This is a genomic window from Curtobacterium sp. PhB115 (assembly GCF_003752025.1).
In the GTDB taxonomy this organism is placed as follows: Bacteria; Actinomycetota; Actinomycetes; order Actinomycetales; family Microbacteriaceae; genus Curtobacterium.
In genome coordinates this window covers 92,325-105,519 of record NZ_RJKR01000008.1, presented here as the reverse complement: position 1 = coordinate 105,519, position 13,195 = coordinate 92,325, and the positions used below count along the sequence as shown (strand labels likewise).

11 protein-coding genes are annotated in these 13,195 nt (G+C 70.3%); 8 read left to right on the top strand and 3 right to left on the bottom strand.

What is annotated here, in order from left to right; genetic code table 11:
• Positions 1-12: 12 nt before the first annotated feature.
• The 4 genes from EDF19_RS12005 (at position 13) to EDF19_RS11990 (ending at position 6,949) form a co-directional block, all read left to right on the top strand.
• A complete protein-coding gene (locus EDF19_RS12005) occupies positions 13-2,070 on the top strand; it encodes a bifunctional aldolase/short-chain dehydrogenase (RefSeq protein WP_123681121.1) in 2,058 nt (685 codons plus the stop codon).
• Positions 2,071-2,115: 45 nt separating this feature from the next.
• Positions 2,116-3,618 (top strand): rhamnulokinase family protein, encoded by a 1,503-nt coding sequence (locus EDF19_RS12000; protein ID WP_123681120.1) that lies wholly within the window; start codon positions 2,116-2,118, stop codon positions 3,616-3,618.
• Positions 3,619-3,746: 128 nt separating this feature from the next.
• Positions 3,747-4,940 carry an alpha-hydroxy acid oxidase gene (locus EDF19_RS11995; RefSeq protein WP_123681288.1) on the top strand — a complete coding sequence of 398 codons (1,194 nt, stop codon included), beginning with the start codon at positions 3,747-3,749 and terminating at the stop codon, positions 4,938-4,940.
• Positions 4,941-5,032: 92 nt separating this feature from the next.
• A complete protein-coding gene (locus tag EDF19_RS11990) occupies positions 5,033-6,949 on the top strand; it encodes an ABC transporter ATP-binding protein (protein ID WP_123681119.1) in 1,917 nt (638 codons plus the stop codon).
• Between the two features lie 7 nt (positions 6,950-6,956).
• Here EDF19_RS11990 and EDF19_RS11985 read toward each other — a convergent pair whose 3' ends face one another.
• Both EDF19_RS11985 and EDF19_RS11980 read right to left on the bottom strand, forming a co-directional pair.
• Positions 6,957-7,352: a hypothetical protein gene (locus EDF19_RS11985; RefSeq protein WP_148071090.1), complete on the bottom strand. Its 396-nt coding sequence runs from the start codon at positions 7,350-7,352 to the stop codon at positions 6,957-6,959.
• A gap of 10 nt (positions 7,353-7,362) precedes the next feature.
• Positions 7,363-7,893 carry a hypothetical protein gene (locus EDF19_RS11980; protein ID WP_123681117.1) on the bottom strand — a complete coding sequence of 177 codons (531 nt, stop codon included), beginning with the start codon at positions 7,891-7,893 and terminating at the stop codon, positions 7,363-7,365.
• 111 nt (positions 7,894-8,004) lie between these two features.
• Here EDF19_RS11980 and EDF19_RS11975 point away from each other — a divergent pair, with 111 nt between their 5' ends.
• Positions 8,005-8,709, top strand: coding sequence for an NUDIX hydrolase (locus tag EDF19_RS11975; protein ID WP_395860097.1), 705 nt, complete (start codon positions 8,005-8,007; stop codon positions 8,707-8,709).
• On the opposite strand, the gene EDF19_RS11970 is transcribed toward EDF19_RS11975, so the two are convergent.
• On the bottom strand, positions 8,651-9,856 hold the full coding sequence (locus EDF19_RS11970; RefSeq protein ID WP_123681116.1) for an ROK family protein: 1,206 nt from the start codon (positions 9,854-9,856) through the stop codon (positions 8,651-8,653). The genes EDF19_RS11975 and EDF19_RS11970 overlap by 59 nt on opposite strands.
• A gap of 169 nt (positions 9,857-10,025) precedes the next feature.
• On the opposite strand from EDF19_RS11970, the gene EDF19_RS11965 reads away from it, so the two are divergent.
• From EDF19_RS11965 to EDF19_RS11955, 3 genes are read left to right on the top strand one after another with little or no spacing between them, the layout of a single operon-like run.
• On the top strand, positions 10,026-11,288 hold the full coding sequence (locus EDF19_RS11965; RefSeq protein WP_260217134.1) for an ABC transporter substrate-binding protein: 1,263 nt from the start codon (positions 10,026-10,028) through the stop codon (positions 11,286-11,288).
• Between the two features lie 12 nt (positions 11,289-11,300).
• Entirely contained in the window at positions 11,301-12,248 is a 948-nt protein-coding gene (locus EDF19_RS11960) for a carbohydrate ABC transporter permease (RefSeq protein WP_185022810.1), read from the top strand.
• The gene (locus EDF19_RS11955; RefSeq protein ID WP_123681114.1) at positions 12,248-13,168 is read left to right on the top strand and encodes a carbohydrate ABC transporter permease; all 921 of its coding nucleotides are present in this window, start codon (positions 12,248-12,250) and stop codon (positions 13,166-13,168) included. Before EDF19_RS11960 ends, EDF19_RS11955 begins: the two co-directional genes overlap by 1 nt.
• The last annotated feature ends 27 nt before the right edge of the window (positions 13,169-13,195 follow it).

Here is a 13,195-nt window from a genome sequence, read left to right as displayed (position 1 = left end):
GAGGCTCGGGTCATGCCCGCAACGCACCGCACGGACGCAGACGAGACGATCAGGGCGCTCATCGCGCGCTCGAACGCGCTCGGCTCGGATCCGCGGATCACGAACTACGCGGGCGGCAACACCTCCGCCAAGGGCACCGACACCGACCCCGTCACAGGAGAACCGGTCGAACTGCTCTGGGTGAAGGGTTCCGGGGGCGACCTCGGCACCCTCACCCCGGCTGGCCTCGCGGTCCTGCGGGTCGACCGGGTCCGCGCCCTCCAGGACGTCTACCCCGGTGTGGAACGCGAGGACGAGATGGTCGCCGCGTTCGACTACACGCTGCACGGCAAGGGCGGTGCGGCGCCGTCGATCGACACGGCGATGCACGCCCTGGTCGACGCCGCGCACGTCGACCACCTGCACCCGGACGCCGGCATCGCCATCGCGACGGCGGCGGACGGACCGGCCCTGACGTCGACGATCTTCGGCGACAAGGTGGTCTGGGTGCCGTGGCGCCGACCCGGGTTCCAGCTCGGGCTCGACATCGCCACGATCAAGCGCGACAACCCGCAGGCGATCGGCACGATCCTCGGCGGCCACGGCATCACGGCCTGGGGAGACAGCTCCGCCGATGCCGAGGCGAACTCGCGCTGGATCATCGACACCGCCGAGCAGTACATCGCGGAGCACGGGAACGCCGACCCGTTCGGCGGGACCCGAGCAGGCTTCGCGGCGCTGCCGACGGAGGAGCGACGTGCACGAGCGGCCGCCCTCGCCCCGACGATCCGCGGCATCGCCGGGCACGACAAGCCGGTGGTGGGTCACTTCACCGACAGCGACGTCGTCCTCGACTTCCTGGCGTCAGAGCGCGCCGACGAACTCGCCGCGCTCGGCACGAGCTGCCCGGACCACTTCCTCCGCACCAAGGTGAAGCCCCTCATCCTGGACCTGCCCGCCACGGCGAGCGTCGACGAGCTGACCGCACGTCTGCACGAACTCCACGAGCAGTACCGCGCGGACTACCAGGCCTACTACGACCGGCACCGGGCGCCGGACTCCCCCGCGATCCGCGGCGCCGACCCACTCATCGTGCTGGTGCCCGGCGTCGGGATGTTCTCGTACGGCAAGGACGCCCAGACCGCCCGCGTCGCCGGCGAGTTCTACGTCAACGCGATCAACGTCATGCGCGGCGCCGAGTCGCTGAGCACCTACGCCCCGATCGACGAGGCCGAGAAGTTCCGCATCGAGTACTGGTCCCTGGAAGAGGCGAAGCTCCAGCGGATGCCGGCCCCCAAGAAGCTCGCCACCCGGATCGCCCTGGTCACCGGGGCCGCGAGCGGCATCGGCAAGGCCATCGCGAAGCGCCTGGCGGCCGAGGGTGCCGCGGTCGTCATCGCCGACCTCGACCTGGCGAAGGCGCAGGAAGCCGCTGCCGAGATCGGGAACACCGACAAGGCCATCGGCGTCGCCGCGAACGTGACGGACGCCGCCGCCATCGACCAGGCGATCCAGCAGACCCTGCTGCACTTCGGTGGCCTCGACCTCGTCGTGAACAACGCCGGGCTGAGCCTGAGCAAGAGCCTGCTCGAGACCACGGAACAAGACTGGGACCTGCAGCACGACGTCATGGCGAAGGGCTCGTTCCTGGTCTCGAAGGCTGCGGCGAAGGTGCTCATCGAGCAGGGCCTCGGCGGCGACATCGTCTACATCTCGTCGAAGAACTCGGTGTTCGCCGGCCCGAACAACATCGCCTACTCGGCGACCAAGGCCGACCAGGCACACCAGGTCCGGTTGTTGGCGGCGGAGCTCGGCGAGCACGGCGTCCGCGTCAACGGGATCAACCCCGACGGCGTCGTCCGTGGCTCCGGGATCTTCGCCTCCGGCTGGGGTGCGAACCGCGCGAAGACGTACGGCATCGAGGAGCAGGACCTCGGCGCGTTCTACGCCCAGCGCACGATCCTCAAGCGCGAGGTCGTGCCGGAGAACGTCGCCAACGCCGTCTACGCCATCTGCACCGACGACTTCTCGCACACGACCGGCCTGCACGTGCCCGTCGACGCGGGCGTCGCCGCCGCGTTCCTGCGGTAGCGACGACCAACGAGCGACGACCAACGAACCGAGCAGGAGCACGGCATGCACACGAGCGGCAGCGTCGCCGCGGTCGACCTCGGCGCCACCAGCGGCCGGGTGATCGTCGGCCACGTCGACACCGACGGCGTCCGGATGGAGCACGTCAACCGGTTCCCGAACGGCCCGGTGACCCTGCTCGAGGGCGACGCGCACGGCGGGCGGGACGCCCTGCACTGGGACGTCGTCGAGCTGTACCGGCAGGTGACGGACGGGCTCCGGCAGGCGTTCGCCGGGTACCCCGGGATCGTCAGCATCGGCATCGACTCATGGGCGGTCGACTACGGCCTGCTCCGCGACGGTCGACTGCTCGGGCTGCCGTACCACTACCGCGACGAGCGGCACGAGGGCGGCGTCGACCGCGTGCACCGACGGATGGACGCTGCCGAGCTGTACGCCCGGAACGGCCTGCAGCACCTGCCCTTCAACACGGTGTTCCAGTTCGCCGCGGACCCGTCGCTGCAGCTCGCGCAGCGGGCGCTGCTCGTCCCCGACCTGCTCGGCTACTGGCTCACCGGCGTCGAGGCGGCCGAGCGCACGAACGCGTCGACGACCGGGGCCCTGAACGCGACCACGCGTGGGTGGGACCCGGCGTTGCGGGCTGCTGCGGGCCTCCCGGCCGGGTTGCTGCCCACGCTGCGCGACCCGGGCGACCGACTCGGCCCCCTGCTGCCGTCCGTGGCCGACCTGGTCGGCGGCAGCGCGCCGGTGACGCTGGTCGGGTCGCACGACACGGCCTCAGCCGTCGTCGCGGTCCCCGCGACCGAACCCGACTTCGCGTACATCTCGTCCGGCACCTGGTCGCTCGTCGGCGTCGAACTCGAGTCCCCCGTCCTGTCCGACGCGGCACGCGAGGCCAACTGCACCAACGAGGGCGGGGTCGACGGCCGGGTCCGGTTCCTGAAGAACGTGTCCGGACTCTGGCTGCTGTCCGAGAGCGTCCGCACCTGGGAACGCGATGGCGAGCGCATCGACCTGGAGGCCCTGCTCGCCTCCGCCGCGGCCGTCACCGCACCGGTCCCGGTGTTCGACGTCGGGGACGACTCGTTCACACCCCCCGGGGACATGCCGGCCCGCATCGCCACCTGGTGCGTCGCGCACGGACTGTGCGCGCCCGCCTCGCGGGCCGAGTTCGCGCGGAGCATCCTCGAATCGCTCGCGACGGCGTACGCCGACACCCTGCGGACCATCGCCGACGTGACCGGCAAGGAGATCCGTGTCGTGCACGTCGTCGGCGGCGGCTCGCAGAACCGGCTGCTCTGCCAGCTCACCGCGGACCGAACCGGACTGCCCGTGCTAGCCGGCCCCGTCGAGGCGACCGCGCTCGGCAACGTCCTGGTCCAGGCGCGCGCCGCTGGACTCGCAGGCCTCGGAGGGGCTTCACTGGAGGCACTCCGCAGCACCGTCGCACGGACCGTCGAGCCCGTGCGCTACACCCCAGCACCCGCTGCACCCTCGGCGTCGTCGCGCGTCGATCCCGATCGAACCACCGTCAGGAGCACCGCATGACCACGACCGACGACCAGCACCGAGTCGACCCCGCCACCGGGGCGCCCGCAGCGTCGACCGGGTCCGCGTCCGCTCGGCGCACCCGGGTCCAGCGGCAACTGCCGACGGTGCGGGACCTCGCGCCGCTCATGCAGTTCAAGAAGCCCTCGCTGCCGGGTCGGCGTCAGCGCCTCGAACAGGCCTTGACGATCTGGGACCTGCGCGACATCGCCGCCCGACGCACCCCGAAGGCCGCGTTCGACTACACCGAGGGCGCCGCCGAGGCAGAGATCTCGCTCGCCCGTGCGCGGCAGGCGTTCGAGGACATCGAGTTCACACCCGCGATCCTGCGCGACGTGTCGTCGGTGGACACCTCGCGCTCGGTGCTGGGTGCGCCGGTCGCGTACCCGTTCGGCATCGCCCCCACCGGGTTCACGCGCATGATGCAGACCGAGGGCGAGCGCGCCGGTGCCCGGGCAGCCGGACGTGCTGGCATCCCCTTCTCGCTCTCCACGATGGGCACCACCGCGATCGAGGACGTCCGCGACGCCAACCCCGACGGTCGGAACTGGTTCCAGCTGTACATGTGGAAGGACCGCGAGAAGTCGATGGCGCTGGTCTCCCGTGCCGAGAAGGCCGGCTTCGACACGCTGCTCGTGACCGTGGACGTCCCCGTCGCCGGCGCCCGCCTGCGGGACAAGCGCAACGGGTTCTCGATCCCGCCGCAGCTGAGCGCTCGGACCGTGATCAACGCCATCCCGCGGCCGTGGTGGTGGTTCGACTTCCTGACCACCGAACCCCTCGCGTTCGCCTCGCTCGACCGGTGGTCCGGCACCGTCGGGGAGCTCCTCGACCACATGTTCGACCCGACCGTCACCTACGAGGACCTCGCCTGGATCCGCGACCAGTGGAAGGGCAAGGTCGTCGTCAAGGGCGTGCAGTCCCTGTCGGACGCGCGTCGTCTGGCGGACATGGGCGTCGACGGGATCACGCTGTCGAACCACGGCGGTCGCCAGCTCGACCGCGCCCCCGTCCCCTTCCACCTGCTGCCCCAGGTGGTGCGCGAAGTGGGCAACGACACCGAGGTGCACCTCGACACGGGCATCATGTCCGGCGCGGACATCGTCGCCGCGGTGGCGCTCGGCGCGAAGTTCACGATGGTGGGCCGGGCCTACCTGTACGGGCTGATGGCGGGTGGCGAGGCCGGGGTGGACCGGATGATCCAGATCCTGTCCGAGCAGATCGAGCGGACGATGCGGCTGCTCGGCGTCACGTCACTCGACGAGCTCGAGCCGGGGCACGTGACGCAGCTGCAGCGGTTGCAGCCGGTGCCGCGCAGCTGACGGGCAGCGGTGGCGGTCGACCGGCCGTATCCTGACTTCCTGCTCGGGCGACCCGCCATCGCAGTCGGGTGTCGCCCACGGAAGGATCTGCCATGAGCATGGAAGGCGCGGCCTGGAGCTCGCTGTACAAGATCTCGACCGCCAAGGACGGAAAGCACGGGTTCTCCCGTGCATCCGTGCGGCGGATCCTGACGTTCGCGGTGCCCTACCGCGCCAAGCTGGTGCTCTTCATCGCCCTCTCCGTCGTGGGGGCGTTCCTCGCCGTCGCGACGCCGGTGCTCGCCGGTCGGGTGGTCGACGTCATCGTCGCGCGGGGCGCGGTCTCCACGATCGTCTGGCTCGCCGTCGTCATCGCCCTCGTGGCCGTGGCCGACGCCGGCGTGTCACTCGCGACGCGCTGGTACTCGGCGCGGATCGGCGAAGGCGTGATCCTGGACCTCCGGACCGCCGTCTTCAACCACGTGCAGAAGATGCCCATCGCGTTCTTCACCCGGACCCGGACGGGCGCCCTCGTCAGCCGGCTCAACAACGACGTGATCGGTGCGCAGCAGGCCTTCAGCGGCACCCTGTCCGGCGTGGTCACGAACTTCGTGGCGCTGGTGCTCACCCTGACCGTCATGCTCAGCACGTCCTGGCTCGTGACGGTGATCGCGGTGGTCATGCTCCCCGTGTTCCTGATCCCCGCGCGTCGCATGGGCAGCCGGCTCGCCGCGCTCCGCCGCGAGGCCGCCGACCACAACTCCGCCATGAGCACGCAGATGACCGAGCGCTTCTCCGCGCCCGGCGCCACCCTCGTGAAGCTGTTCGGCCGTCCGGACGAGGAAGCCGAGGAGTTCCGCGTCCGCGCCGCTCGCGTCCGCGACATCGGGGTCCGCACCGCGATGCTGCAGTTCGTCTTCGTCACCGCGCTGATGCTCGTCTCCGCCCTGGCCCTCGCGCTCGTGTACGGACTCGGCGGGTTCCTCGCACTCGCCGGCCAGCTGGACACCGGCGACGTGGTCACCCTGGCGCTCCTCCTCACCCGCCTCTACGCGCCGCTGACCAGCCTCGCGAACGCACGGGTCGAGATCATGAGCGCCGTGGTCAGCTTCGAGCGCGTCTTCGAGGTGCTGGACCTCGAACCGCTCATCCAGGAGAAGCCGGACGCCGTCACCGTCCCCGACGGCCCGGTGGCGGTCGAGTTCGACGACGTCCGGTTCGCCTACCCGTCCGCGGACAAGGTGTCCCTCGCCTCGTTGGAGGAGGTCTCCACCCTCGACACCCGCGGCGGCGACGAGGTCCTGCACGGGGTGTCCTTCCGGATCGAGCCCGGCCAGACCGTCGCCCTCGTCGGGACCTCCGGGGCCGGCAAGTCCACGATCGCGCAGCTCCTCTCCCGCCTGTACGACGTCGACAGCGGCGCCGTCCGACTCGCCGGGACGGACGTCCGCGACGTCACGTTCGGCTCGATGCGGCACACGATGGGCATGGTGACGCAGGACGGCCACCTGTTCCACGAGACGATCCGGTCGAACCTGCGGCTCGCGAGGCCCGAGGCGACCGACGACGAGGTGTGGGACGCCGTCCGACGTGCACGCCTCGAGCCGCTCATCCGGTCCCTGCCGGACCAGCTCGACACCATGGTCGGTGAGCGCGGCTACCGGTTGTCCGGGGGCGAACGCCAACGGATGACCATCGCGAGGCTCCTGCTCGCCCAGCCGCGGGTCGTCATCCTCGACGAGGCGACGGCGGCGCTGGACTCGACGTCGGAGGCCGCGGTGCAGGCGGCGCTGAGCGAGGCGCTCGAGGGACGGACCGCGATGGTGATCGCCCACCGCCTCTCCACCATCCGCAGTGCGGACTTGATCCTGGTGGTCGAGGACGGTTCGATCGTGGAGCGCGGGACCCACGACGAGCTGCTGGCCGTGGGTGGTCGGTACGAGGAGTTGCACCGGACGCAGTTCGCGGTGCAGAAGAACGTCGCGGCGGACGAAGCGGCGCTGGGTGGCAACGAGGCCAAGCAGCGCTGAGCGACAACTAGCCGTAGTTCGACCACGGCAGCCCGAGCGCCCACTGCACTACGGGGCCGACCACGAGCATCGCGCCGGCTGGACCGACGACGAGCAGGGACGTCCGTCCGCCGCTCCACGCGGGGCGCAGGACGACGACGGCTCCGGCCAACGCCGCGATCGCCAGGGCACCGAAGATCCAGGACGTGCCGGACATCCGCCAACCGTCGTGTGCGAACCAGTCCTGGACGCCCTGGACCGTTCGTGCCCAGGCGTGCGGCTCCGAGCTGTATCGCCCCGAGATGACGGGCATCGGCCAACCGATGATCGCGAGGACACCGGTGACCGCACTCGCCACTCCGAGCACCACCGCCCAGAACCGCGGCCCGACGACGGGCTCGACGTCGAAGTCGGGGATGCTCACGCGGTCGACGCTACCGGTCCGCAATCACGGTCCAGGTGCCGCGCAGGGTCGTCAGCAAGTGCTCGATGTTCCGGAGAGCGCGTCGGGTCTCCCAGACCGAGTACGCGCACATCCCCACGAACAGCGCCAGGATCGCCCACCAAGACGCGCTGACCGTCAGGGCGGCCCAGATCGAGAACGCCACGAAGACGACGCCCATGATCGGGACGATGACCCGGTTGTTGCGGTAGCGCTTCCGGGTCGACTCGAGTTCGCGTGTCCACACGACGTGGTCGACGTCGCCGGGGAGTTCGCCGGTGCGGACTGCGCGTTGGATGGCCGCCGCGGTCTCCGTCCCTCCGGCCCGACGCCGGCGGTACGCGATGAGGAACCCGAAGAACGCGGTCATCAGGACGGCGTAGAACAGCGACGCGATCGCTCGGGCGGCCAGGTCACGACCGTCGGGGTTGGATGCCAGGCCGATGGCGAAGTACAGCCCACCGACCAGCACGAACACGATCGGCAGCAGCGCCGGCAACGGCATCGTCCGGAAGCGGTCCATGGTGTCGTCCCCTCGTGGTGTCGAGTCGTTCTCGGTTTCACCACCATGCCGACGCCCGCCGGGAACATCCTGAGCGAGCTGGTCCCGGCGGCCCCCGCCTAGGGTGGACGGGTGGACGACGACGGGCGGGGACGCGCACGAGCAGCCCTCGCGGCCGTGGCAGCCGCGAGTGATCGACCGCTGGTCCCCGCGCTCGCCAGTGCGACGACCCCGAACCCCCGACGTGCCGCGGTCCTGATGCTCTTCGGCCCGCTCGACAGTGTGCCGAGCGACCGTCCGGCCGTGGCCCGCGCGGTCGGCCGCGACCTCGACGTGCTGCTGCTCGCCCGTGCGGCGACGCTGCGGTCCCATCCGGGCGAGGTCGCGTTCCCCGGCGGGCGGATCGATCCCGGAGACGTGGACGCCACGGCCGCCGCGCTCCGCGAGGCGCGCGAGGAAACCGGACTCGACCCGGCCGGCGTCGAGGTGCTCGGAACGGTGCCCGCGGTCCCGCTGGCGCACTCGAACCACCTGGTCGAACCGGTCCTCGGATGGTGGTGGGACCCGTCGCCGATCCGGGCCGTGGACCAGCGCGAGTCCGCAGCGGTCTTCCGGGTGCCGGTGGCCGACCTCCTCGACCCGGCACACCGGGGCGTCACCGTCATCCGTCGAGGCGGTCAGGAGTGGCGGGGGCCGGCGTTCACCGTCGATGCCGAGTCCGGTCGCCACCTGGTGTGGGGCTTCACCGCGATGCTGCTGGACGCGCTGTTCGAGCGGCTCAGCTGGACGGAACCCTGGGACCGGGAGCACGTGCTGCCACTGGCTGTCCGGCGCTGACGAGCGGGAACGCGAGCGGGTCGGCCCGGACGGCGTCGACGGCGTGCGCGACGGCGCCGATGACCACGACGTCGGCGCCGAGCGACGACGCGACGATCTCGGGCACGGGGTCGAACTCGCCGCTCTCGAGCCACGCCCGCGCCCGGTCTATCACGGCGGCGGCGGGTGCGGCGATCGCGCCGGCCACCACGACACGGTCGATGTCGAGCAGGCTCGCGAGCAGGACGCAGACCCGTGCCAACCGCCCACCGAGCCGGTCGACGATGGTGCGCGCAGCGGGGTCGCCGTCGGCCGCGGCACGGAACACCGCGGCGGCGTCGGGGGCGGTCGCGAGCGGGTGCCCTGGGCGGATCTCCCCCGTGGCGATCGCCTCGGCGACGAGCGTGCGTGCGGTCGCGCCGATCCCGTCCGACGACCCGACGCCCTCGACGAGTCCGAGGACCCGCATCTCGCCCGCACCACCGTGCGCACCGCGCAGGAGCACACCGTCGACCACGAGCCCGCTGCCGAAGCGTTCGCCGGAGAGCAGGGCGGCGAACGAGGCGTCTCCGGACGAGGGCCGCTCGGCGAGGGCGGCGAGGTTCGCGTCGTTCTCGACCACCACGCGGCCGTGCGGCACGGCGTCGGCGAACCCCGGGTTCATCCGGTCCCAGAAGCCGCCGTCGTCCGGGGAAGCACCGGCGGCGTCGACCGGGGCCGGGATCCCGACGACGGTGACGAGGACACGGGAACGGTCCGTCCCCGCTGCGGCGAGCGCGGTCGCGACGGTCTCCGCGATGACGCCGAGGCGCACCGGGACCTCGAGCCCGGACTCGCCGAGCGCTCCCTCGGCCCGACCGAGCACGGTACCGCGCAGGTCCGCGACGAAGGCGGTGACACGGTGTTGTCCGGCGTCGACGCCGACGACGACGCCGGCAGAGGTGTCGAGTTCGTAGCGACGGGCGGGTCGGCCCTTCCGGTACTCGCCAGCGGCGCGGGCGTCGTCGAGCCCGCGGAGCCAGCCGAGACGGACGAGTTCCTCGCACGCGGCGAGCACGGTCGACCGGGTCAGCCCGGTGGCGTCGATCGCTTCGGTCGCGGTGAACGCCGCCGACTCGAACGCGTACGCGAGCAGCGTCTCGGCGCTCGTGCGACGGTGCGGTGGCATGCCGTGACCCTATCGCGCGGAGAGTTCTTTGCGTAATTAGATTTTCTCGCTAGATTTACTCCCAGCGATCGGCATCGGAGCCGGTCGCGGGTCGGAACGGCAGGGACGCCGGGTCCGGACGGACGGAGACGACGTGCAACCACACGCCACGACCAGGACGGCAGCATCGGTGAGCCGACGCTCGTTCCTGCTCGGAGCCGGCGGCATCGCCAGCGGGCTCGCGCTCGCGGGGTGCGCCCCGATCGGGTCCTCGAGCGCCAAGCCGGAGACCATCACGTTCTACGTGTCGAAGCCCGAGGTCATCGGGTACTTCGACGACGTCATCGCGAAGTTCCACCAGAGCCAGTCGAAGGTCCGGGTCGTCCGCGACTCGACCTCGAGCATGTCCGCGAACTTCGTCCGGAACCGACCGCCGGACCTCGGGTGCTGGAACTACAACTTCTCGGTCGTGCCGTTCGTCGAGCACGGTGCACTGACGGACCTGTCCGACCTGCCGCAGGCCGACACCATCAACCCGGACCTGTGGCCGCTCATGGAGCAGACCGCGGACTACCCGGGGCGGAAGAGCGCGCTGCCGTACTCGGTGACCGCCGCGTCGGTGATCTACAACAAGGCGGTCTTCACGGAGCAGGGACTCGAGGTGCCGACGACGTGGAGCGAGTTCGCCGACGTCTGCGAGCGCCTGACGAAGGCCCGCATCGCGCCGATCTACGGCACGTTCAAGGACAACTGGACGATCGCCCAGGGCATGTTCGACTACACGATCGGCGGCGCGATCGACGTGCCGAAGACGTTCGCCGCACTGCAGCGCGAGGGGACGAGCGTCGGGAAGAACTCGTCCGTGTCGTTCGAGAAGGACTTCCGGACCCCGATGGAGCGCATGGTCCAGCTGCGCGAGTGGCACCAGGACGGCGCTGCCAGCCGCGGCTACGGCGACGGGAACCTGGCGTTCGCCCAGGGCAAGGCGGCGATGTACCTGCAGGGCCCGTGGGCCCTCGGTGAGATCGCGAAGACGACGAAGGACATGGACCTCGGTACCTTCCCCCTCCCCGTCACCGACGACCCGGCGGACAACAAGGTCCGGGTGAACGTCGACCTGGCGCTCTGGATCCCGGAGGCCTCGCGCAAGCAGGACGCAGCGCGCGAGTTCCTGACGTTCCTGATGCAGCCGGAGGTCAACGACAAGTACAACGCCGACAACAACGGCTTCGGGGTCCGGAAGGACGCTCCCCCGACGTCGAACCCGGCACTCGAGGGCATGCAGTCGTACTACGACGACGCCGCCTTCTACCTCGGTGCATCGCAGCTCATCCCCGCCGAGATCCCGGTCGCGAACTACGCGCAGTCGATCGCCTTCGGCGGCGACCCGCAACGTCAGCTCCGCACCCTCGACGCCGACTGGGCGCGCCTCGCGCTCCGCACGGCCGCGTAAGGAGACGTCCGAATGGCAACCACGACCACTGAATCCATCACGACGGCGGACCGCCGCCGCCGTGGCGGAGCCGCCACGGGCCTCCAGGGCATCAAGCACAAGCGGAAGCGGATCGAACCGGTCTTCCTCGCGTTCCTGCTCCCCACCCTGGTGCTCTTCACGCTCGCCATCACGCTGCCCGCGGTGATGGGCATCGTCCTGAGCTTCACGAACTCCGTCGGGTTCGGCGAGTTCCGCTTCATCGGCCTGACGAACTACGTCGCCGTGTTCTCCGATCCCGCGATCCTGCAGGCGTACCTGTTCACCCTCGGGTTCTCGCTCGTCACGGTGATCGTCGTGAACGCGATCGCCTTCCTGCTCGCCATCGCACTGACCTCGAAGATCCGCGGGAAGATCGCCCTCCGCGGGGTGTTCGTGCTGCCGATGGTGATCTCCGGCATCGTCATCGCGTACGTGTTCTCGTTCCTGTTCGCGAACAGCCTGCCGGCCTTCGCCACCGCCGTCGGGTTCGGGCCGCTCGAGCAGAGCATCCTGGCGAACCCCGACCTGGCGTGGGTCGCGATCGTCGTCGTGACCGCGTGGCAGGCGATCCCGTCGACGCTGCTCATCTACATCGCCGGGGTGCTGTCCATCCCCGGCGAGGTGTACGAGGCCGCCGCCCTCGACGGCGCGAGCGCCTGGCGCCAGCTGATCTCGATCACCGCACCGCTCACCGCGGGCTACATCCTCATCAACCTGGTGATCGGGTTCAAGAACTTCCTCAACTCCTACGACATCATCGTCGGCCTGACCGACGGCGGCCCCGGCACCTCGACCACCAGTGTCGCGATGTCGATCTTCAAGGGCTTCAACGGCGGCGACTACGCCTACCAGATGGCCAACGCCACGATCTTCTTCGTCATCGCGGTCGTCATCGCCGTGATCCAGCTGCGGGCGACCCGCGGGAAGGCAGCGCTCTGATGTCCCTGCAAGCACCCCTGCGACCGGGCACGACGAAGACCGGCAGCATCCGCTCGGTGGACGCGGACCGCAACGCCGGCGGCCGAGCAGCCGGCCGCCGCGGCGGCTCCGCCAACTGGCCCGTCACCGTCGTCCTCGTGCTCTGCGCGCTGTCCGTCCTCGTGCCGCTGTACGTCACGCTGACCATGGCGTTCAAGACCACCGCGCAGTCCGTCGACGGGAACGCGTTCTCGTTGCCGGCCCCGTTCAGCGTCGACGGCTTCGTGCAGGCGTGGCAGCTCACCGACTTCCCGCGGGCGTTCGCCGTCTCCGTGTTCGTCGCCGCGATCACCGTCGTCGGCACGATCCTGCTCGCGTCGTTCACCGCGTTCGCGATCGCTCGGAACTGGGACCGCAAGCTGTTCCGCTGGTCGTTCTTCTACCTGCTCGCGGCGATGTTCCTGCCGTTCCCGGTGCTCGCACTGTCGCAGGTGAAGCTCACCGGACTCGCGCACCTCGACAACCCGATCGGCGTCGCGATCCTGCACGTCATGTTCCAGCTGTCCTTCAGCGTGCTGCTCTTCACCGCCTTCCTCCGGTCCATCCCGGCCGAACTGGAGGAGAGTGCACGTATCGACGGTGCGAGCACGGGGCAGGTGTTCTGGCGACTCGTGTTCCCGCTGCTGGCACCGATGAGCGCCACCGTCGGCATCTTCGCGTTCCTCGCGTCCTGGAACGACTTCGTGATGCCGTCCCTGATCACCTCCGACCCGGCACTGCAGACCCTGCCGGTCCTGCAGCAGATGTTCCAGACGCAGTTCAGCAACAACTACAACGTGTCGTTCGCCTCGTACCTGATGGCCATGGCCCCCGCGATCATCGTCTACCTCATCACCCAGCGATGGGTGATGGCCGGTGTGACCCAGGGCGCCATCAAGTGAGCGAAGCAACGACCTCGACCGAAGGAA

Coding starts and splice junctions, on each gene's coding strand:
- EDF19_RS11970 (WP_123681116.1), bottom strand. CDS start 9,856: ATGCCACCGCACCGTCGCACGAGCGCCGAGACGCTGCTCGCGTACGCG.
- EDF19_RS11980 (WP_123681117.1), bottom strand. CDS start 7,893: ATGGACCGCTTCCGGACGATGCCGTTGCCGGCGCTGCTGCCGATCGTG.
- EDF19_RS12000 (WP_123681120.1), top strand. CDS start 2,116: ATGCACACGAGCGGCAGCGTCGCCGCGGTCGACCTCGGCGCCACCAGC.
- EDF19_RS11990 (WP_123681119.1), top strand. CDS start 5,033: ATGAGCATGGAAGGCGCGGCCTGGAGCTCGCTGTACAAGATCTCGACC.
- EDF19_RS11995 (WP_123681288.1), top strand. CDS start 3,747: ATGCAGTTCAAGAAGCCCTCGCTGCCGGGTCGGCGTCAGCGCCTCGAA.
- EDF19_RS12005 (WP_123681121.1), top strand. CDS start 13: ATGCCCGCAACGCACCGCACGGACGCAGACGAGACGATCAGGGCGCTC.
- EDF19_RS11955 (WP_123681114.1), top strand. CDS start 12,248: ATGTCCCTGCAAGCACCCCTGCGACCGGGCACGACGAAGACCGGCAGC.
- EDF19_RS11960 (WP_185022810.1), top strand. CDS start 11,301: ATGGCAACCACGACCACTGAATCCATCACGACGGCGGACCGCCGCCGC.